Raw genomic sequence first — 21091 nt, 5'->3', positions numbered from 1 at the left:
AACGAATGGCTACCACTTACGATATCGCGCTTATCGGCACGGGCCCCGGCGGCTACGTGGCCGCGATCCGCGCGGCCCAGCTGGGCCTCAAGGTCGCGGTCGTCGAGGCCGAGGAGCTCGGTGGCACCTGCTTGAACTGGGGCTGCATCCCCACCAAGGCGCTGCTCAAGAACGCCTCGGTGCTGCACACCATCAAGCACTCGGACCAGTTCGGCATCACGGTCGAGGGCATCAAGCCCGACTTCAGCAAGGCCGTCGATCGCTCCAAGTCCGTCGTCAAGAAGCAGACCTCGGGTCTGGGCTTCCTGATGAAGAAGAACAAGATCGACGTCTTCAAGGGCCGCGGCAAGCTCGTCGCCCCTGGCCGCATCGCGGTCAGCACCGGCGAAGAGGTCAACGCCAAGAACGTGATCATCGCGACCGGCGCCCGTCCGCGCCTGCTGCCCGGCCTGACGGCCGACGGCAAGGTCGTGCTCACGGCCCGCGAGGCCGTCGACTTCCGTGACGTGCCCTCCAAGATGATCATCCTGGGCGGCGGGGCCATCGGCTGCGAGTTCGCCTACGTCTTCCAGAACTACGGCGCTCAGGTCACCATCGTCGAGATGGCCGACCACCTCCTGCCCAAGGAGGACCCCGAGGTCGCCGCGGTGCTCGAGAAGGCCTACAAGAAGCTCGGCGTCGAGGTCCTCACGGGCCACAAGGTCGAGTCGGTCGAGCAGAAGGCCGACGGCGTCAAGCTCAAGCTGTCGAGCAAGGCTGGTGCCAAGGAGCTCGACGCACCCGCGATGATCGTGGGCATCGGCATGGCGCCCAACGTCGAGGGCCTGGGCCTCGAAGCCCTCGGCATCAAGACCGAGCGCGGCGCTATCGTGGTGGACGACTACGGCCGCACCAACGTGCCCGGCGTCTACGCCATCGGTGACGTGACCGGCAAGGTGATGCTCGCGCACGTGGCCTCGGCCATGGGCATCGTCTGCGTCGAGAAGATCGCGGGCCACGAGCCTCAGCTGGTCAACTGGGATCGCATCCCCTCCTGCACCTACTCGGAGCCCCAGGTGGCCTCCATCGGTCTCACCGAGGCCGAGGCCAAGAAGCGCGGCTTCGAGGTGAAGATCGGCAAGTTCCCCTTCGCCCCCAACGGCAAGGCACAGGCGCTCGGCGACGCCGAGGGCTTCGTCAAGGTCGTCGTGGATGCGAAGTACGGCGAGGTCCTGGGCGCTCACATGGTGGGCCCCGAGGTGACCGAGCTGCTCGCGGAGGTCGGCCTCGGCATGACCCTCGAGACCACCGCCCAGGAGATCGACCTGACCATCCACGCCCACCCCACCCTCTCGGAAGTGGTGAAGGAAGCGGCGCTCGCTGCGATCGGCCAGCCGATCCACATGTAGCCCGCCGAACAGGCAACAAGCGAAAGGCCCGCGTCCAGCTCGGACGCGGGCCTTTCGCTTTGACTCAGACGAGCCCGCTGGTGGGATCTTGCAATAGGGGCCCGTATTCGCTCTGGCGCAGGACTCCCTCGCCCAGCAACTCGGCGTTGGTGAGCGATCGCTCCACCGCCTTGATGGCCTGCTGCACGTCCTCGTCGCGGGTGAGCGCGCGGCCGTCCTGCAAGGCCAGCGCGAGGGCTGTGTCGCGCACCAGGGCGGCGCTCCAGGCGACCGTGTTGAGGTGGGCGACGAGGCCGAACTCGCCCAGGTACTTCTTGCGAAAGAGCACCTGGCGCACGTAGCGAGTCATGAGATCTTCGTCGGCCACGAAGCGAACGTCGCTCGTGCGCAGGCGCTCGTGAAGCGTCAGGCGCTCGGTGGGTTCGAGCCCTTCGAGGACGGTTGGCAAGTGCTTGGCAAGCACGAGGTACAGGGCGATCCCGTAGGGCGAAAGGCCGTCGCTTGCTAGCATGGGCTCGCCTGAGAGCGCCTGAGCCTCGGCGGCGATAACGCTAGCCGTCTCAAGGGTGAGCAGACCTTGTGCGGCCTGCTCGCAGAGGGTGGCGCCCGCTCCCAGGATTCGCTGGAGGCGCTCGGAAAGTGGCCGGTTCGCCTCGCCGAGCAAATCAAGCAGGGAGGACTCGATGCGCGCATAGAGGTCGTAGGGGACCTCGGCGCAGTCCTGGGTGAGGGCGATCGTCTCGGGTACGCTCAGCATGCCGTGCCGCCACATGCGCGCTCGCACGGTGATGTCTGCCTCGCGCGCTTCGAGCTTCTCACCGATGTTCGCGCGTGCGGTCGGGCAGGTGAAGTAAGTCCAGACGCAGATGCCCTCGGGGGTGCGCGTGAAGCCGATCGGATAGGTCGCACAGACTGGAATCGGCGAGTAGCCGAGCGTTCGATGCAGGGTGCAGGCACTCTCTCGATGGAAGGCGCAGGTGCCGCCGTGGGAGGCGATCCGGTGAGGTTCGCCCGCGTTCATGGCCGTGGCGAACTCGAAGAAGGGGCGGGGAATTTCGGGAACGAGCGCCTCCCAGGGCGCCGCATCGAGGGCATCGTGCGTGGCAGCAGGGACCGGGATGTCCCACGAGGGCTTGCAGCACTCACCGGAGTTCTGGCAGGTGAAGCGCGTCTCCGGGAGCGTGAGAAGGCGTGAGTCCTCAAGGGGGTACGCCCGTCGATAGGCAAGATCCAGGGGAGTGAGCAGCAGCTCATATGGCTCGCTCAAGACGCCGGCCTGTGCAAGCTCGCCGGCAATCAGGGCCTCGACGGTCGATAGGGTTGGCGACGGGCCATTTGATCCCTGGACCGAGCAGCCAACGAGCTTCCATTCCCCTTCGTGCGAACGAAGCAGAAATGCGGCTTCGAATTGGCGATCACTCGTGACCTCCCGCATCGGCAGAACGAGCACGGCTTCGTTCCCGTCGGCTTCGAGTGTACCTTGTCCTGCGATCGAAAAGCGGGCGGGTGTCCCGCCTGCTCCCGGGCGCGCCGTTTCGAGCAGTTCGACGAGCGCTGCCTCGTAGGTTTCCGCATCCAGCGCTTCACGCTTGGTCAGCGCATCGCCAAGCGGAATCCAGGCGTCCGGGTGATAACACTCCAGGTGCTGGGCGAGGTCTTGCCGCTCGTAGAGCGATTCGAGGAAGTCGGAGACGAGCGCCAGGGCTGCGTGATGAGCGGTGGTCATGAGGGCCTCGATCGAAGGGGCGTTCATGCCTCGTGTACCCGGCATGCGAGCAGGAGTTTCAAGAGGGCCGCCAAGCGGGCATATTGCACATGGTACGCCTGCTAGAAGGAGTGAGGATGATGCGAGCGACGCGCTTGAGCTGGTGGGGGGCAATCACCCCGCTGCTGCTTGCGATCGCCGCATGCGCCGACGCGGATCCGTCGGCGATGGGGATTGGCGGGGCCACCATCACCGGCGGCTACAGCCGTCGGCCGACCACCATCGCCACTCCGACTATCACCAACGGCCAGAACACCGGCAGCGCCGGTGGATCCGGCAGCTACGATCGCGGCGGCAACACCGGTGGTGGGCCCCCCATCGTGAACAAGACCCCCACCCCGAGGCCCGTCGCCCCCTTAAAGGCGCGCGTCACCCTCACCTTCAACGGCGCGCCTCCCGCCCAGTGGGTCTCTGGAAAGCAGGGTATGCTCAACCCGGCGGTTCGCGTCTACCTGACCCCCGAATATCGTGGAACGGCGCCGGACTTCGAGTTCATGAACTCGAACGGGGTGATGGAGTACAAGGATCTGCCCGCAGGCACCTATCATCTGGTCTATAACGACGGCCATCTCGACAACTACGGCCTACCTGACTCCCTCGGTCGGAGCCGCCTCGACATGGTGGGCTTCTACGTGTCGGACGTCGTGCGGATCGACGAGTTCTCGCGGCCCGCAAACGATCGCTTCGAGTTCAAGCTCGACCTCCACTGGGACACCCAGGCTTTCCCTTATCACTGGAGCGTGAGCGGTGGTGAGGCGAACGGTGTCGAGGGGCATGAGCCCGGCCAGTTCATCACCTATGACGATCGTTTCGTCGTCAAAGGCCGGGAGTTCGCGGGCCTTGCGCCGGGTCAGATCCCGGACGCGAGCAAGCGCGCGCGGTACCGCTTTGTGGTCTATCAGTACGATTCGAGCCGCAAGCCCCTCTGGTATTCGGCCTGGACCGCCCCTGACCCGAACACGGGCATGGTCTCGGTGCCCTGGAACGGCTACTCCAGCGAAGGCAGCGGGCCTGCGAACATGCCCGACGAGAACGACTCGCGCAACACCCGACTGAAAGAAGGGCTCTACTACTACGCCGTCCAGTTCGTGCAGGAGGGCCCGAAGGGCATCATGCGCTTCCCGGAGCTGACGGTGAACGTGCGCGCCCACGACCGCCAAGAGAGCAGCTTCATCAATAACTTCTACGGCGCTTCGCAGTACTACGCCTTCTCGCTCAAGCAGGGCGTGAAGCCTACTGCATCGCCTTCTCCCACTGCCTCCCCCTCTGCGAAGCCATAGGCTTTAAGCGGCCGCGGGCGCTCATGGGCCCATGTGCGCTAAAATAGGGCCATGGATACCATCTTGAAGCTCATGATCTGGTCGCTCTACATCATCGCGCCGCTTGGGGCCATCTCGGCGGTCGTGGTCGGCGTCGTCCTGGTGCGCGCGCACCTGGACGCCAAGCGGGACGCCGCGTGAAGCGCGACGCGCTCATTTCGGCTCTCGTCGCCATCTGCGGCCGGGATGCGGTTCTCCACCGTCCCGAAGAGCTGCTCGCGTACGACTGCGACGCCTTCACCCTCGAACGCAACACCCCCAGGGTCGTGGTGCTGCCCACCTCCACCGAGCAGGTTGCGGGGGTGGTGCGCCTCTGCCATGCCCACGGGATTCCCTTCGTGCCTCGCGGGGCGGGCACCGGTCTCTCGGGCGGCTGCCTCTCGCCAGACGGCGGGGTGATGATCGCCCTCACCCGCATGACGCGGATCATGAACCTGGACGTGCGCAATCGACGCGCCACGGTCGAGGCGGGGCTCGTGAACCTGCGCCTGACGCAGGCGAGCACGCCGGACGGCCTTTGTTACGCGCCCGACCCGAGCAGCCAGATGGCCTGCACCATCGGTGGCAATGTGGCGGAGAACTCGGGAGGGCCCCATACCCTCAAGTACGGGGTCACGACCAACCACGTCATGGGGCTCGAAGTGGTCCTGCCCGACGGCGAGGTCGTCTGCCTCGGCGGCCAGACCGACGACGTGGTCGGGTACGACCTGCGCGGCGTGATGGTTGGCTCCGAGGGGACCTTCGGGATCGTGACCCAGGCGGTGGTACGCCTCGTGCCGATCCCGCCGGGGGTTCGTACCATGCTCGCCGTCTTCGATACGGTCGAGGCGGCCTCCGAGGCCGTGAGCGCCCTTATCGCCGCAGGAGTCCTGCCCGCAGCCCTTGAAATGATGGATCGCACGATCATCCAGGCGGTCGAAGCGTCCTTCGGGCTAGGCCTTCCGACGGAGGCCGAGGCGGTGCTCATCGTCGAGTTGGATGGACTCGAAGCCGGGCTTGCGCGCGCCGCGCAGGAGGCGGTGACGATCCTTCAGGCGCGGGGTGCCACCGAGGTGCGGCTCGCCAAGGACGAGGCGGAGCGCTCGCGGCTGTGGCTGGCGCGAAAGAAGGCCGTGGGCTGCGTCGGGCGCCTCGCGCCCAGCAAGGTGACGCAGGACGGGGTCATCCCGCGATCGCAGCTGCCTGCGATCCTTAAGCGCATCGCCGAGATCGCCATTCGCCACCAGGTGCGGATCGCGAACGTCTTCCACGCAGGGGATGGCAACCTGCACCCCATCATCCTCTTCGACGAGAAGGACCCCGAGCAGGTCCGCCGGGTCTGGAGCGCGGGCCAGGAGATCTTGGAAGCCTGCCTCGACGTGGGCGGATCCATCACCGGTGAGCACGGGATCGGCGTCGAGAAGCGCGACATGATGCCGCGCATGTTCACCGAGGCGGACCTTGAGGCCATGGCCCGAGTTCGGGACGTGTTCAACCCTGCGGGCCTCTGCAATCCCGGCAAGCTGTTGCCCACGGCCAAGAGCTGCGTCGAAACGACCCGACGCGCTCGCCCGAGCGAGGCCACCCGATGATCGAGCGCTGGGTACCACAAGATGTCTCAGAGCTGGCCGACGCGCTGCGCGAGGCGGTGCGCGCGGGCAGGACCGTCGAGATCTTGGGCCTGGGGGCCCGCGCAGACTGGGGCAATCCGTTGCCCGCAGAGCGGGTCGGTATTTCGACCGCCGGGCTCACCCGCGTGGTGGACTACGCCCCCGACGACATGGTGGTGACCGCCGAGGCCGGGCTATCGCTCGCGGAGCTGAACGAGCTGCTCGCCACCCGGCGCCAGGTGTTGCCGCTGGAGGTGCCCTTCCCGGAGCGTACGACGCTCGGCGGGCTCGTGGCGGCCGCCCCGGTGCCGCTTGGGCGCGCGGGCTATGGCCTGGTGCGGGACTGGCTGCTCGGGCTCGAAGTGGTGTCGAGCGAGGGCGACGTCATCAAGAGCGGTGCCCGCGTGGTCAAGAGCGTCGCGGGCTATGACCTCTGCAAGCTGTACACGGGGAGCCTGGGGACACTCGGGGCGATTTCAAGCGTGACCTTCCGGGTGCGCCCGATGCCCGAGACCCGGTGCTTGCTCTCGGCGCGCTGGACGGATGCGGCCCAGGCCGAAGCGGCGCTTGCCGCCCTGCAAACGACTTCTCTCGATCCTGCGATCGCCCTGCTAGGCGCCGATGCCGACGGCTTCACGTTCAGCCTCGGCTTCGACGGCAGCAACGAGACGGTAGCGTGGCAAGCCGACGAAGCGCGGCGCCTGCTCACGGGGCTCGGTGGAGGCGTCTTGCCGCAACAAGAAGGCGAGCAGGCGGAACGCGAACGCGCTGAGCTGCGCGACGCACTGGCTGGCAGGCCTGAAGCTCCGCTGGTGGTCCGCGTGTCGGTTTTGCCCAGCGAACTGCTGTCCTTCGTATGCGAGGCCCAGGTATTGGGCGCTTCGCTCGGTGTCGCGTGTACGGCGATCGCGCAGGTGCTTCAAGGCACGGTCTGGCTCTCGGCAGACGGCGACGAATGGCTCGCTTGGGTCGAGCAGTTGCGCGCCAGGGCGCACGGCAAGGGCGGAAGTCTCGTCATCGAGCGCTGCCCCGTCCCAGAGAGCCTTGATGCGTTCGGCCTCGATGGGACGCCGCTTGCGCTGATGCGCCGCCTCAAGGCCAGCCTCGACCCTGCGGGTAGCCTTGCGCCCGGCCGGCTCTGGCCCCTTCGCGAGGAGTGACCCCATGGACCGACCCGATCTCAAGCACGCGCTAACACAGCTCACCGACGAGTGCATCCACTGCGGCCTCTGCCTCGAAGCCTGTCCGACCTACGCCCTCAAGGGGGCCGAGCCCGACTCTCCGAGGGGCCGGATCCACCTCATGAAGGCCCTGGTAGAGGGGCGCCTGGAGCCTGCGGCCGACGTTTTCGGCCCGCTGGATCGGTGCCTGGGGTGCCGAGCCTGCGAGACGGCCTGCCCATCCAGCGTCCAGTACGGCCACCTGCTCGAAGCGGTCCGGGCCGACTACGTGGTTCCTCACCGCCCGAACCGTGGGGCTCGCGCCCTCTGGAAAGGCATGCTGGATCACTTGCTGCCCTATTCCAAGCGCTTGCGCTTCGCGATGACCCCGGTACGGCTGGCCCCCAAGGCGATCGAGGGCCTGAAGCCGCTTTTGCCATCCTTGCTACGCCGCCAGCTCGATCTGGTGGGAACGCCTCCCCAGGAGGAGCCCCCCATCCCCGAATGGACGCCCGCGGTGGGCGATCGCCGAGGGACCGTGGCCTTCTTGACCGGCTGCGTGATGGATGCGCTCTACCGCCCGGTCAATCGCGCGTCGGTCCGGATGCTCGCACGGGCGGGCTTCGACGTCTGGGTGCCGCGTGCGCAGGGGTGCTGCGGCGCGCTGCACATGCACGAGGGCGATTGCCGGCGCGCGCAGGCCTTCATGCGCACCAACCTCGAGGCGTTCCGTTGCCCCCCGAGCGCAGATGGCGCCCCCCAAGACCTGTCGGCCGTCATCGTCAACTCGGCCGGATGCGGGGCCGCCATGAAGGACTACGGCACCTGGCTCGCCCCAGGTGAAGCGGGCCACTCGGAGGCGGCCGCCTTCGGTGCCAAGGTCAAGGATATCTGCGAGTTTCTCGATGAGGTGGGCCTGCCCGAGCCACCCCGCGCCCTGAGCGTGAAGGCGACGTACCATGAGCCCTGCCACCTGACCCATGGCCAGCGGATCAAGGAGGCGCCTCGGCGCTTGCTCCAGCGGATCCCGGGCCTTTCGCTCGTGCCCCTGAAGGAATCCGACTGGTGTTGCGGGGGCGCGGGCTCCTACACCTTCCTCCAGCCGGAGATGGCCGAGCAACTCCTGGCGCGCAAGCTCGACAACCTCGCGCAGACCGAGGCCGAGTGGGTCATCACCGGCAATCCCTCCTGCCTCATGCAGCTCGGGCTGGGCTTGCGCCGGGACGATCGCCCGACCCTGCTGCTGCATACCGTGGAAGTCCTCGACCGTGCCTACCAAGAGCCCGGGGCATCGTCTGAAAATCCGGACGCCTAAACGGCTTGGCACCCCCTAATTCCGGTTTTAGATTTGTGAAGTCGTGGTAGTGGATCCTTAGCATCCAAGCAAGCCATCGTCTTCAATTGCTGTCGCGGAGGTGTTCCCCATGACGACGAGCGTCGGTCAAAAGTTTACGGTCAATCTCCCGAACAAGCCGCCCGTCGAGGTGGTCGCCCCCGAGAAGCCGAAAACGGAAGACAAGGCGATCGCCAAGGGCGACTTCGTCGATCAGCAGCTGGCGCAGGCCAAGAACCTGAACGCCGACCAGAAGGTCAAGGAGAAGGCGGCCTTCGAGCAGATCTTCGACAAGGCCGACAAGGATGTCTCCGGCAAGATCGACCTGAGCGAGTTCGATTCCCTGGTCAAGGGCATCGCCGTGCATCAGCTCGACAACGAGGCCAAGGCGGTCCTGGACGGGACCACCATCGCGGAGCCGAACGAGAAGGCGCTCATGAAGGGCGACCAGGCCGCCATCGAGCAGGCCAAGAAGGTGAACGAGGAGGCGCTCGCCAAGGCGGAAACGGCGATCGCCAACATCCCCAAGGACGATCCGGAGCGTGGGACCTACGAGAAGCGCCTGCAGGAACTGCAGAGCAGCTTCAAGGGGATCTATGGCGATCGCGCCAATCCTCCTCAGGATGCGGGCAAGACCTGGGGCGGCCCGGACAGCAAGCGCGATCTGAACTTCGGCCACGACGAGAAGCCGGACGCCAATGGCACCCCGCAGCTGACGCGCATGTCCTCGACGGGCAAGCTGCTGTGGGCCGATAGCGACACGGCGGTCACTTCCGATCAGTGGGCCAACATGCCCAAGGCCCAGCAAGAGAAGATCCTATCCTCCGTGCCCGAGGATCAGCGCGAGGCCCTCAATGCCAGCATGGCAACAGGAGATGCCTCCAAGGCGAAGACCAGCGGCCCTGCCACCGAGACGGTGACGGTCAAGGCTGGCGACACTTTGAGCAAGATCGCCCGCGCCAACGGCGTCACCCTCGACGAGATCAAGCAGGCGAATCCCGACCTGTTCCAGGACGGCAAGGACGCCACCGGCAAGCGCCGCACCAGCGGGGGTGCTCTCATCTATCCCGGCGACCAGATCACGATCCCCGGCAAGGCGCAGGAGGCAGCCCCCGCCGCCTCGGCTCCCGAGGAGGAGGCCACTGTCACCGAGAGCAAGCCCGAGGAAACTGCCCCCAAGCCCTCGGAGCAAGCCGCTCACGGGTACGAGCTCCTCGAAGCCGCAACGAAGGATCCCGAGGCCGCCAAGAAGTGGTCGGCCCAGGACAAGGCGGACGTCGTGGCCTACACCCGCGAGGTCGGCGCCGAGCAGATGGCGGTTGCCAACGACAAGACCAAGTCGGTGAGCGAGCGCGTGGAAGCCATTCAGCAGGCCGAGGGCACCATCCAGGTGCTGGCCCAGGTCGCCGATGCCGCAGGCTTGCCCGAAGTCGCCAAGGAAGCGCAGATGATGTACGGCGAGCTCAAGGTCGATGACGGCCTCAAGCAGGTCGTCGCCGATCAGGTGAAGGCAACCCAGGAGAAGGCGGGGAAGGTCGCAGGCCATGCCGTCGACATCCGCTTCGACGGGAACCTCGCGCCGCTCGATCAGCTCAAGCAGCTCGAGGTCCTCGACAAGCAGCTGGATGATCCCAACAACGCCGCGCTCTGGAAGGGCTACAACGCGATCGAGTTCAACACCTACACCTCGGCGACCAACTCCAAGGATCCCAACAACCTCTCGCGCTTCGTCGAGAGCGACGGCAAGGTCCTCAAGATCAACAACGCCAGCGACGACGGCCTCACCGCGAGCGAGATCGACAAGCAGAGCCGCGCGATCGCCCAGGCCGGCGCCGAGGCCAAGGTCGAGGCGCACACCGCGAGCGTGGAGGAGCAGCTCTCCAAGAAGGCCGGCCACCCAGTCAAGGTCGACTTCAACGACAAGCTGAGCGCCGAGGACCGCGAGAAGGAGCTCGCCCTGCTCGACGGCATGCTGCAGGACAGCCGGTACGACGCGGTCTGGCAGAAGTTCTCGACGGTCGAGTTCAATACCTACGAGTCCGCGAAGAATTCCGAGGACCCCGACAACCTGTCCCACTTCGTCGAGACCAGCGGCAAGACTCTCAAGATCAACAACGCCGCCAAGGACGGCATCACGGCCAGCGAGCTGGACAAGCAGCAGCGGGCCATGGAGTACTACCGCGATCGCGGCAGGACCGCTTAAGAACCGCCTCTAAACGCCGAACGCCCCCGCCTGCTTGAGGCGGGGGCGTTCGGCGTTTCAGGGTGAGTGGCGTCAGGTCGTCGCGTAGCGATCGCTGTAGTACTTGTTGAGCATCGAGAGCGCGAGGGTCATGGCGAACAGCGCCATGCCGATGGCGCTCGCATAGCCCATGTTCAGGTGCTCGAAGGCCTGCTGATACAAGTAGTAGACCATGGTCGTGGTCGAGTCCAGCGGGCCGCCCTTGGTCAGCACCCAGATCTCGGCGAAGACCTTGAGCGCGTTAATGCAGGAGATGATGCCGACGAGCCCCATCTGGGGCAGCATCAGGGGCAGGGTGAGGTAGAGGTGGCGCTGGATGCGGCTCGCCCCGTCCAGGTCCGCCGACTCGTAGATGTCGCGCGGGATGCCCTGAAGGCCCGCTAGGTAGATGACCATGTAGTAGCCGAGGCCCTTCCAGATGGTCACCGCCATCACCGCGCCCATGGCGGTCTCGGGAAGGCTCAGCCAGGGCACCGGGTGTTTGAGCAGCCATGGGAAGAGGGTCTGCCCCACGTAGTTGACCAGGCCGTTCTCAGCGTACAGCCACTTCCAGGTGAGGCCGACCACCACGATCGGGATGACGACCGGCAGGTAGTAGGCCGCCCGGAAGAAGCCGATGCCGCGCATGGGCGTGTTGACCAGGATTGCGAGCAAGAGGGGCAGGATGACCAGCGGCGGCACGACCCCGAGCAGGTAGATCCAGGAGTTGAAGAAGGCCTTGAGGAACAGGGGATCGCGCAGAAGCGCCAGGTAGTTGTCCAGGCCAATCCAGCGGAACTGGGAGAGCAGGTCCGTGCTGGAGCCGAGGCTCACGTGGGTGAACGAGGTCAGCACCGCCATCAAGGCGGGCAAGAACCAGAAGAGTCCCAGCACGAGCCCGGCCGGCGCAAGGAAAAGGAAGGGCGTCAGCTTCGCCCGGGTCGAGGTGCGGCTGCTCATGGGGTCGCGAGGATCCGGTTCCACTCGGCTGCTGCTTGCTTGAGGGCCTCATCCGAGCTGAGCTGGCCCAGGGCGGCGCGCTGCAGGGCGTCGTTCATGGCCTTCTTGAGCTCGCTCTGGTGGGGCATGGGCGGCACCAGGAGCTCCGCGCGCTTGAGCTGCTCGGCGGCGATCTTGCGGGCCCGGTCCTCGACCGAGGCGGTCGCAGGGAGGGTGGTGAAGAAGGGATTGTCCGCCGCTTCCCGCGACGAGGGCAGAATGGCGGCGAGCTTGCAGAACGCGAGCTGGTTGGCGGCGTTGGTCACGTGCGTCGCCAGCGCGATCGCATCCTCGGGGTTGCGGCTGGTGGTCGGCACCACCAGGTTCATGATCCCGACGCCCACCTTGCCGCTCTTGCCCGCGATCTGCGGGGCCACGTCGACCTTCTCGTAGAGCTGGGGCGCGTTCTCGCGGACCTGCTTGAGGAACTGCGGGCCGGCAGGCAGCACGGCGGACTGGCCGGCCTGGAAGCGGTCCACGATCTCGCGGTTGTCGAGGCTGAGGGCCTCCTTGGGCAGCGTCCCCTTGGTGAACAGGCCGGTCCAGAAGGCGAAGGTGTCGCGGCCCTGGGGAGTGTCGAAGGCAGCTTGCTTCTTGTCCGGGGTGAGCAGCGGTACCCCGTCGAGGGCGAAGAGCTCGAGGATGCGGTTGCCGTCGCCCAGGTTGGGGATGAACGGTACGGCGCCCACGGCCTTGAAGGCCGGCGCCTGAGCGGCCAGGTCCCGGTAGGTGCCGGGCAGGGTCTTGAGACCGGCCTTTTCGAGCAGCTCCTTGTTGTAGATGGCCACCTGGGTCGAGAGGTACCAGGGCAGGCCGATGAGCTTGCCGTCGACGGTCGAGGCGTCGATCGCGTAGGGGAAGTAGCTGCGCTGCACGTCCTTGGGGACCTGCTTGGAGAGGTCGAGGAGCGCGCCCTTGCTCGCGAGGCGCTGGGCGAAGTCGGGGTTGAGGTTGACCAGATCCGGCGGGGTGCCGCCGCTGACCGACGAGAGGGTCTTGTCCTCGATGGCGTTGCCCGGCACGTCGATCCACTCGACCTTGACGCCGGGGTTCTCCTTCTCGAAGTCCGCGATGACGCCTTCGAGGTAGCCCGTGAAGGTGGGCTTGAGCGCCATGGTCCAGAATTCGACCTTGCGTCCACTCTCGCCGCCGCCCTTGGCGCAGCCGGCGAGCGAGACGGAAAGGGAGAGGGCGATCGCCGCGGCGATCCGGAATTGAGACATGGCGCTTACTCCTGCTGCGTCTTGGGATAATCGAGTAGCTTCGAGACGGGGACCTCGACGACAAGGTCGTCGTTGATCTCGACCTTGACCGCCTCCTTCATGACCACCTGCTCGATCACGTAGCCGGCGCCCTCTTCGACGCGGACGCGGCTGCCGACCACGGGCAGCTCCTGCTTGATCTCGAGGTACATCTCGTGCTCGTACGACAGGCAGCACATGAGCCGGCCGCACAGGCCGCTGATCTTGCTGGGGTTGAGGGGCAGGTTCTGGTCCTTGGCGAGCTTGATGGTGATCGGCGCGAACTCCTTGAGGAAGGTCGAGCAGCAGAGCTCGCGGCCGCAGGGACCGACCCCGCCCATGAGCCCCGCCGCGTTGCGCACGCCGATCTGGCGCAGCTCGATGCGGGTCCGGCGGAAGGTGGCCGTCAGGTCCTTGAGCAGGGCCCTGAAGTCCACCCGGTTGTCGGCCGTGTAGAAGAAGGTCAGGCGGCTGTAGTCGAGGGTGTAGACCGTCTCGACCAGCTTCATGGGCAGGCCGTGGGCAGCGATCTTCTCGATGCCGATCCCGTGGGCACGGACTTCTTCGCTCCACTTGCTGTCGAGCTGGAGGAGGTCCTGGTCGGTCGCCGCCCGGATGAAGCGGACGGTCGGCAAGGCCCCGTGCTCGTGGCGCACGGCGCTCGGCAGGGAGACGACGGGCGAGCAGTCGAGGCCGCGCTCGGTCTCGTAGACGACGAACTCGCCGCGCGTCAGCGTGTCATCGGCGGGGTCCAGCAGATGGAGATCGCCGGTTCGGGTGCGGATCGCCGCGATCAAGGCGAGGGTCCTTTCTGTGGTGTCGGGACTATGCGCCCGAGCGCTCGATTGCCGTTGGTTGAAGGTCGCCCGCAAGCACGGTCCAGAGGAGTCTGGCGTTGGCGTGGGCCGAAAGTTCGCGCCGGGCCTGCTCGAGGCGCTTGATCACCCGCATCCAGTACCCCAGCGGCAGGTGCCGCTCGGCGGCGCGCGCTGCTTGTTCGGGCCTTGCGATCCAGTCGTGACGCCTCGTCTGCTGATAGACCATCATATCACGAACCTGGGCGATGAGCGCTTCGAGGGCGAGCTGCTGGGTCTCGGCATCCTCGCCGGCGAGCTTCTCGGCCTCGACGAGGGCGGCGGCGTAGGTCTCGGCCGCAAGCATGGTCGGCTCGGGCAGGTCCCCCGACTGGGAGACGGCAAGGGCCCAGCCAATTCGGCCGTCCGAGACTCGTGCCAGGTGCTGAGCGCGCGCGGTGGGCACCCCGTGGTTGGTTTCGAGCCAGGGGGCGATCGCCTCGGGGGCGACCGGCCCGAAGAAGACGGGCTGACAGCGCGAGACCAGGGTCGGCAGCACGTGGTCGAGGCTCGTGGCGACCAGGATCAGGACGGTCCCCGGCTGGGGCTCCTCGATGGTCTTGAGCAGGGTGTTGGCGCCCTGCACGTTCAAGAGGTCGGTGGGGATGACGTAGACCTTGTGCCGGGCGCGGTAGGCCTTCCAGCCCACCTCCTCGACGAGCTTGCGCACCTGGTCGACCGCGAAGACCTTCTTGCCCTCGCTGGGTTCGACGAAGCGAACGTCGGGATGGTTGGCGTTGGCGATGGAACGGCACTCGACGCAGACCCCGCAGGCGTCAGCCGCCTGGGGATCGGGGGCGGCGTGGGCCGCAGGGCAGTTGAGTGCCTGGGCGAAGGCAAGGGCGGTGGCCGTCTTGCCCACCTGGGGAGGGCCCACGAAGAGATAGGCGTGAGACGGCTCGGCGAGGGCCGCCCGCAACATGCGAACGGCCCTCGCCTGACCGATGATCCTGGTTAGCGCGCCTGACAAAGTGGCTCCCTTAGGCTTCCGTCTCTTCTCGATAGAACTGGAGGCCGCCGCCCGGCGTCGCGAAGCAGATAACGCGGCGGTTGCCGTCCTTGCGGGCAAGGTCCAGCCGACGGGTCGCGAGCTGGATGAGGGCCCGGGGGCTGGTGGTCTCGACCGTCGAGCTGACGCCCGAGATGGGCTCGAGGATCGGCGAGGTCGAGACCATCTTGCGGGTGAAGCGCTTGAGGACCTCGACGGCCGCCTCGGCCGAAGTGGAGGGGAAGTAGAAGAGCAGATCGAAGTTGTCCCAGCGAACGCCCCAGTCCGTCTGACGGATCACCTGGCGAACGGCCTGGCCCACCTGGGCGAAGAGGGCGTTCTGCTCCTCAGGAGCCATGGTCCGCGCGAGCGCCGAGAAGTTGTCGAGGCTGACGATGGCGACGGCCCCGGTCTCCTTGGAGCGCACCAGGCGCTCGCACTCTTCGCGGAAGCGCTCGTTGAAGTACTGGCGGTTCCAGAGGCCGGTCAGCTTGTCGGTCGAGGTGCGCTTGGAGACTTCGTCGCCCAGCTGGACGGCGAGCGCCGAGAGGCCGGCCGGCGTGGCGATGACGCCCGAGAGGTGACGCAGGAAGTCCTCGCGGGAGCGATCGCCTGCGATCAGGAGCTGGCCGAAGGTCTGGCGGTTGGCCACGATGGCCTGGCGGTAGCCGGGCGGGATCATGGTGAACTCGCCGGGCTCCTTGGCGTAGTCCTCGACCTCGTGGTCCGAGATGAAGGCGGCGAAGACCGACTCGGCCCCGGGGGTCAGGGGCACCAGGCCGTCGGGGCTCGGCAGCCAGAGCGCCGCGTCGACGCCCGGCGCGTTGGTCGCGAGCACGTCTTGGAGCGTCGTCTTGAGGAACTCCCAGTTGGTGGTGGGGGGAATCCTGGTCGCAACCGCGACGAGATTTTGAAGGTCTGCCTGCGACAGGGGGGCCAGTGTTTCCATATCCCTACTCCTCCAACTCGGCGGTCGTGTGCAAGGCGGTCGTGTGGTGCTACGGTGCTGACCTGGGGTGGTTGTGGACGGGTCACCCTTTGATTAACAAAAGGGTCCACGGGTTGTGAGCATATTAACTTACTTTGCGCGCTGTTTCAAGCAAGCTTGGGCTTATGGCGCCTGGTTTGGCACCCGCTTGCAACGGGTGATAAACTGGTTCTTCCAACGTCCCCCCGATCGCCACGAGGAAACTCACGCTTGCAGACCGCTGCACCCATTGGCCTCTACGATTCCGGGCTCGGCGGCCTGAGCGTCGCGCGCGAGGTCTTCCGGCAGCTGCCCGAGGAGGCGATCGCCTATATCGGCGACACGGCGCGGGTCCCCTACGGGGGCCGCTCGGTCGAGGAGCTCCTCTCCTTCAACCGCGAGATCTTGGGGATCCTCCTGGACCAGGGGGTCAAGGCGGTGGTCGTCGCCTGCAACACCAGCTCGGCGATCGCCCTGCCGGTACTCGACGCCGAGTGCCCGGTTCCCATCCTGGGCTTGATCGAAGCCGGAGCGCGCGCAGCGGCCACCGAGGGCCGCCGGATCGGGGTCATCGCGACCGAGGCGACCATCCGCAGCCGCGCCCACCTGCGCGCCATCGAGGCCCTAGAGCAACCTTGCCAGGTCTTCCCGCTCGCCTGCCCCAAGCTGGTGCCCATGATCGAGGCGGGCATCTGGGAGGGCCCCGAGGCGGAGGCCACGGTCTACGAGAGCCTCGCGCCCCTCTTGGACGCCAAGCTCGATACCTTGATTTTCGGCTGCACCCACTACCCCTTCTTGCGCAAGGTCATCGCGGGGATCCTGGGTGACGGCGTACGGCTGGTGGACCCGGCCGAAGAGGCCGTCCGCGCGCTCGGCGACATCCTCGCGGCGAACGAGCTGCTTGCGACCGAGCGCAAAGCCCCTCACCGGATCATGGTCAGCGGCGACCCGGTCGATTTCCTGCACTCGGCCAAGCGACTGCTCGGCGAGGTCATCGACCGGGTCGAGGGCATCCAGGTCAAGGAAGCCCTGCCGCTCGCGCGCTAGCCCATCGCTTCACTTGATGCTGCGAATCCGGTGGTTGCCGCTGTCGGCCACCAGCAGACGCCCTGCGGCCACATCCAGGAAGATGCCTTTGGGCCCATCCAGTTGCGCTTGGTTCGCGGACCCCCCGTCGTTGCCAAAGCCTTGCACCTGAGGGGTCCCCGCCAAGGTCCGAATCTGGCCCGCGGCGTCGATATGGCGGACGCAGTGGTTCCCGCTGTCCAGCACGTAGAGGTTCTCGCCGTCCGTCACGAGCTTCGTCGGTTCGAATAGCTGGGCCGAGTAGGCAGTGCCGTCGCCGTCACTGAAACCCGACATGCGAGAGCTTCCCGCCACGGTCGAGATGATGCCATTCGCCTCGATCCGACGGACGGCATGATTCGCCTGATCCGAGACGTACAGCCGGCCATTCGCATCGCACGCGATCCCGTTCGGCGTTCCGAGCCCTTGCGAAAGCGCCGGGTTGCCATCCGAGCCGTAGGACCAATCGCCGTTGCCCGCCACGGTGGTGATCACGCCGTTTGTGTCGACCTTGCGGATCCGGTTGTTGTCGCGATCCGCGATGAAGAGGTTGCCGCTCTGATCGAGACAGATCGCGCTCGGGTACCAGAGCTGAGCGACGGTTGCCGGGTTACCATCGCCACTGAAGCCGGGGCTCCCGTTACCGGCCACCTCCCGCAGTTTTCCGAGGCCATCCACGCGCCAGACCCGGTGAGAGTCAGTGCAGGCAATGTAGACCCCCTGGCTGCTGACGGCCACGTCGCTGATTCGACCGAGCGATGCCGCGGTCGCCATCATCTCGTTGTATGCATTTCCCCCGCTTGTCCCATCGCCTGCGAACGTGGTGATGACCCCATTGGGGTCGATCTTCCGGACGCGATTGTTGTTGGTATCGGCGACGTAGAGGTTTCCGCTCTGGTCCTTCGCAATGCCCTCGGGCGAGTTAAGGCGCGCGAGCAATGCTTCCGCCCCTTCTCCGGCGAAGCCGGCCGTCTCGTTTCCAATGGCGATCCGCAGCGCTCCGCTTGAAACCGTGAGCTTCAGCACGCTATTCGTGATCGTGACGTACACCTCGCCCTGGGGAGAGCTCGCAACCTGTTGCGGATTGAAACCCGTGAGCGATTTTGTCGCGCCTGAAGCGTTCTCGTAGCTCATGCCGTTCATCACCTTATTCGTGACCGATGGCGCCGTCGGGTTGTAGGTACGCAGTTTCATCTGCCGCGTGTCCGAGAAGTAGAGCAGCCCATCCGTGCCGAAGGTAAGGCCTGTTGGCCGAATCGAGATGTTTAACGGGAGCCCGTCGTTCGGCTTGAATTGCCCACCGTCGCCCACCACGGTGGTGATCGTCCCGCTCGCGTTGATCTTGCGGATCCGGTAGTTGCCGGTATCCGCGATATAGATATCCCCCGAGGGGGCGATGCACAGGGCGCTCGGGGATCTAAACATGGCATTCACGGCGGGGCCCCCGTCCCCACCGTCGCCGTAGGTTCCGTTCCCCGCGATGGTGCTGATGAAGCCAAGGAGGTCGATCTTGCGGATCCGCCACGCATCGATGAAGTACACGTTGCCGTCGTGATCGAGGGCCAGATCCCCACCCTTCTCGATTCCAGCGCCGTTGGCCGTCCCGCCGTCGCCCGAGGAAACCCAAGTGTCGTTGCCTGCGATCCAGGTGACGCCGCTTCCTGACGTGTAGCGGTAAATGCGCTGCTCGGTGCTGATGTACAGGGCCTCGTCTCCCTTGCAGGCCACGCTCTGAGGCTCGGCGTTGTTGAGCTCCGCGTTACTTACCAGGAGGCTCGCCATGCCACCGGTCGTCACCTTGTACACGCCCTGCGGGCTCGCGACGTACTGCGTGCCGTCTTGAGCGATCGCGATGTCACGCCCGGAGATGGGCCAATTCGTTGCCTGTATGCTCCCAGTGAGCTGGGTGGTGCCTGCGATCGTCTGGATGTTGGGGTTCGAGAAGGGTTGCTCCGTACCCAAAACCACAAAGCCCGTAAGGTTCGCCGTGATGCCGTTGACGGTGACCGAGATGCCGCCGCTCACGGCGTTCTGGGGAACTTTTACGCTGAGTTCGTCGTTCTCTAGGGTCACGTTCTCGGCGAGGACGGTCCCGAAGTGCACCTCGTTCGACCCGGCATCCTTGTGGAAGCCGGTGCCCTTGAGCGTGATGGACCTGCCGGGCTCCGCCTTCGTGGGGCTGAAGCTCGTAAAGTCCAGGGTGGGGTAGAAGGGATCGGGGCTATTGGCGTCACTGCCGAACACCGAGACGCTCACGGGTCCTGCGAACGCGCCGGCCGGCACGGTGACTTCGAGGCTGGTCGCCGTCACCTGGGTGACGGTGGCCTTGGTGCCACCGAACCGAACCTCGTTGTGGTCGCGATTCGAGGAGTCGAAGCCCGTGCCGGTCACTGTCACGCTGGTGCCCGGACCCCCGTCCAGTCGGGAGAGCGCGTCAATCTTGACGGGCACCTTGAAGGTGGGCCCCAGCGCGATCAAGTTGCCGATCTGAACCGAGGTCTGCCCCGAGGTGGCCGCCTCCGGAACGGTGACCCCCACGGCCGTGGCGCTCACGCTGAGCGCGTTCTGAGGAGCGCCGTTGAAGCGCACCACCGCCGTGCTCCCGGGCGTGAAGCCTTGCCCCGTGAAGGTCACCAAGGTGCCGCGCTCGCTGCTGGTGGGATCGACGGCGGTGACCGTCATGACCAGGCTGCTGCCGCCGGCTTGCACCCAGGTGTTGGTCGCGGTGTTGAAGCCGACGCCCGCGATCGGATCGCGCCGATCGGCGAGACACCCTTCGACGATGGTTCGCACGCCCTCGAAGTCTGCCAACGTGAGGCCGTCGACGGGGGTGTAGCCGCTCTCGGTGATGCGCCCGATCAATTGATCGAGGGACACGCTGCGCCCGGCGTCCTTGAGCAAGGCGGCGGCAATGGCGAGGGCGGTCGATCCGGGGCTGAGGCGAATGCCATCGTTGGGCCGGGTGCTGCTGATCGTCACCCAGCCGTTGTTTCGATACATCGCGACCGTCCGCACCCGGATGGCGGAATTGCCGGGCAGGTTACCACCGATTCCCTTGAAGGCCTCCAGGTAATAGACCGCCGTTCCGTCCGGTCGAAAGCCCTTGGGCATGTTGAGCACGAAGTTGCCCTGAGCATCGGTCAAGCCCGTGATGACGGTCTGGTTGCTGCCGGTGTTGATCAGTGAGACGGTGGCGCCAACGGCCACCTCTTCGAGCGTGCCCTGCGCGCGCCGGCTCGCGAAGCTCACGCTGCCTTTCATGGCGGGCGCCTCGAACGGCCGCAGTGGCCCCGTCCCGACGTAGCCGATCAGATCGGGGGAACCGTGCGAAGCGCCGCTCGAACGCCCACTCAGAGGAACCCTGAAGTTGGGCGCCAAGCATCCGGCCAGGAAGAAGACACAAACGAGCATCAGCGAGAGGTAGCGCATGGCGTTCTCCTCCTTTGATTTGAATATTATTTATCGTTTTTAATTCAATATTCTCTCCTTACCCACCCTCGCGAAGTGTTTCACCGGTCCGGGTGAACATCTTGATTTAGCGTGTTCTTGATGTCTTCTTAAGAATGCTTTCGAGCAGCCGTCCGATAGTGAGGACAGTAGTCGTCACAGTTCGTACGAACAGGAGTTTTGACCATGTGGAAGCGCGCGGGGATCGTCGGGTTGACCTTGATCGGCATGGTCGCGGCCGGCTGCGGTCAAGCGCCCGTGGGCGGGGCCGTGAACGCGAGCGAGGCAGGTGGCATGCAGGCCAAGATGTTCGATAGCTTCAGCGGCGAAGTGGGGCCCTTCGAGGGCTGGGATACCGGCATCGACCACCTGACCCTGACCCTGACGGCCAAGGCGCCACTCCAGCCGACCGTGGTGGCCACCACCCTCGGCGTCAGCGTCAAGGGAGAGGACGGCTTCCTCGGCGTCATCTACCTGGGCAAGGACGGAGCCCTCTACCTTTCGGATGCTTCCCGCCCTGCCTACTTCAAGATCGGCACTTACTCGGTGAGCGGGCTGCCCAAGGTGGGCGTGGCACTCAAGTACAAGCTGGACTCCGGCGTGCGCCTCAGCGCCGAGCGCAAGGGCCTTGGCCGGAACCAGGGTCAGATCAAGCTGGAGCTTGCGCGTAAGCTCACCGCCGCCAGCGCCCCCGACCTCTTCCCCGTTCGCTGAGCACCAGCCCTGAAAGAAGGCGGGCCCCCACCTGGGGGCCC

Annotated in this window: 15 protein-coding genes; 8 read left to right on the top strand and 7 right to left on the bottom strand. The window is 66.0% G+C overall.

Translation table 11 applies throughout. From position 1 onward, the window contains the following. The first annotated feature begins 5 nt into the window (after window positions 1-5). The gene (lpdA, locus tag J7643_04460; GenBank protein MBO9539830.1) at window positions 6-1388 is read left to right on the top strand and encodes a dihydrolipoyl dehydrogenase; all 1383 of its coding nucleotides are present in this window, start codon (window positions 6-8) and stop codon (window positions 1386-1388) included. A 64-nt stretch (window positions 1389-1452) separates the two neighbouring features. On the opposite strand, the gene J7643_04455 is transcribed toward lpdA, so the two are convergent. Next, on the bottom strand, window positions 1453-3141 hold the full coding sequence (locus J7643_04455; GenBank protein MBO9539829.1) for a hypothetical protein: 1689 nt from the start codon (window positions 3139-3141) through the stop codon (window positions 1453-1455). A gap of 89 nt (window positions 3142-3230) precedes the next feature. Here J7643_04455 and J7643_04450 point away from each other — a divergent pair, with 89 nt between their 5' ends. The 5 genes from J7643_04450 (at window position 3231) to J7643_04430 (ending at window position 10757) form a co-directional block, all read left to right on the top strand. Further along, on the top strand, window positions 3231-4433 hold the full coding sequence (locus J7643_04450; protein MBO9539828.1) for a hypothetical protein: 1203 nt from the start codon (window positions 3231-3233) through the stop codon (window positions 4431-4433). Window positions 4434-4609: 176 nt separating this feature from the next. After that, window positions 4610-6043: an FAD-binding protein gene (locus J7643_04445; GenBank protein MBO9539827.1), complete on the top strand. Its 1434-nt coding sequence runs from the start codon at window positions 4610-4612 to the stop codon at window positions 6041-6043. After that, a complete protein-coding gene (locus tag J7643_04440) occupies window positions 6040-7221 on the top strand; it encodes an FAD-binding oxidoreductase (GenBank protein ID MBO9539826.1) in 1182 nt (393 codons plus the stop codon). Before J7643_04445 ends, J7643_04440 begins: the two co-directional genes overlap by 4 nt. 4 nt (window positions 7222-7225) lie before the next feature. Then, the gene (locus J7643_04435) at window positions 7226-8536 is read left to right on the top strand and encodes a 4Fe-4S dicluster domain-containing protein (protein MBO9539825.1); all 1311 of its coding nucleotides are present in this window, start codon (window positions 7226-7228) and stop codon (window positions 8534-8536) included. 109 nt (window positions 8537-8645) lie between these two features. Further along, window positions 8646-10757, top strand: coding sequence for a LysM peptidoglycan-binding domain-containing protein (locus J7643_04430; protein MBO9539824.1), 2112 nt, complete (start codon window positions 8646-8648; stop codon window positions 10755-10757). A 72-nt stretch (window positions 10758-10829) separates the two neighbouring features. Here J7643_04430 and J7643_04425 read toward each other — a convergent pair whose 3' ends face one another. Genes J7643_04425 through J7643_04405 form a run of 5 tightly spaced genes read right to left on the bottom strand, consistent with a single transcriptional unit; the run spans window position 10830 to window position 15806 of the window. Further along, entirely contained in the window at window positions 10830-11735 is a 906-nt protein-coding gene (locus J7643_04425) for a sugar ABC transporter permease (protein MBO9539823.1), read from the bottom strand. Then, window positions 11732-12997, bottom strand: a complete 1266-nt coding sequence (locus tag J7643_04420; protein MBO9539822.1) for a sugar ABC transporter substrate-binding protein — start codon at window positions 12995-12997, stop codon at window positions 11732-11734. The genes J7643_04425 and J7643_04420 overlap by 4 nt, the downstream gene beginning before the upstream one ends. Window positions 12998-13002: 5 nt before the next feature. Further along, window positions 13003-13812, bottom strand: coding sequence for a stage 0 sporulation protein (locus J7643_04415; protein ID MBO9539821.1), 810 nt, complete (start codon window positions 13810-13812; stop codon window positions 13003-13005). 28 nt (window positions 13813-13840) lie between these two features. Beyond that, window positions 13841-14791, bottom strand: coding sequence for an AAA family ATPase (locus tag J7643_04410; GenBank protein MBO9539820.1), 951 nt, complete (start codon window positions 14789-14791; stop codon window positions 13841-13843). Between the two features lie 58 nt (window positions 14792-14849). Beyond that, complete coding sequence (locus J7643_04405; GenBank protein MBO9539819.1) at window positions 14850-15806, bottom strand: GGDEF domain-containing protein; 957 nt, start codon at window positions 15804-15806, stop codon at window positions 14850-14852. A gap of 249 nt (window positions 15807-16055) precedes the next feature. Between J7643_04405 and J7643_04400 the strand changes: the two genes are divergently transcribed. Next, window positions 16056-16871: a glutamate racemase gene (locus tag J7643_04400; protein MBO9539818.1), complete on the top strand. Its 816-nt coding sequence runs from the start codon at window positions 16056-16058 to the stop codon at window positions 16869-16871. Window positions 16872-16880: 9 nt separating this feature from the next. Here J7643_04400 and J7643_04395 read toward each other — a convergent pair whose 3' ends face one another. Continuing rightward, a complete protein-coding gene (locus tag J7643_04395) occupies window positions 16881-20318 on the bottom strand; it encodes an IPT/TIG domain-containing protein (protein MBO9539817.1) in 3438 nt (1145 codons plus the stop codon). Window positions 20319-20522: 204 nt separating this feature from the next. On the opposite strand from J7643_04395, the gene J7643_04390 reads away from it, so the two are divergent. Continuing rightward, on the top strand, window positions 20523-21050 hold the full coding sequence (locus J7643_04390; protein ID MBO9539816.1) for a hypothetical protein: 528 nt from the start codon (window positions 20523-20525) through the stop codon (window positions 21048-21050). The last annotated feature ends 41 nt before the right edge of the window (window positions 21051-21091 follow it).

Source organism: bacterium, from assembly GCA_017744355.1.
GTDB lineage: Bacteria > Cyanobacteriota > Sericytochromatia > S15B-MN24 > UBA4093 > JAGIBK01.
The sequence above is the reverse complement of the archived record's forward strand: the minus strand, read 5'-3'. Positions and strand labels throughout refer to the sequence as shown.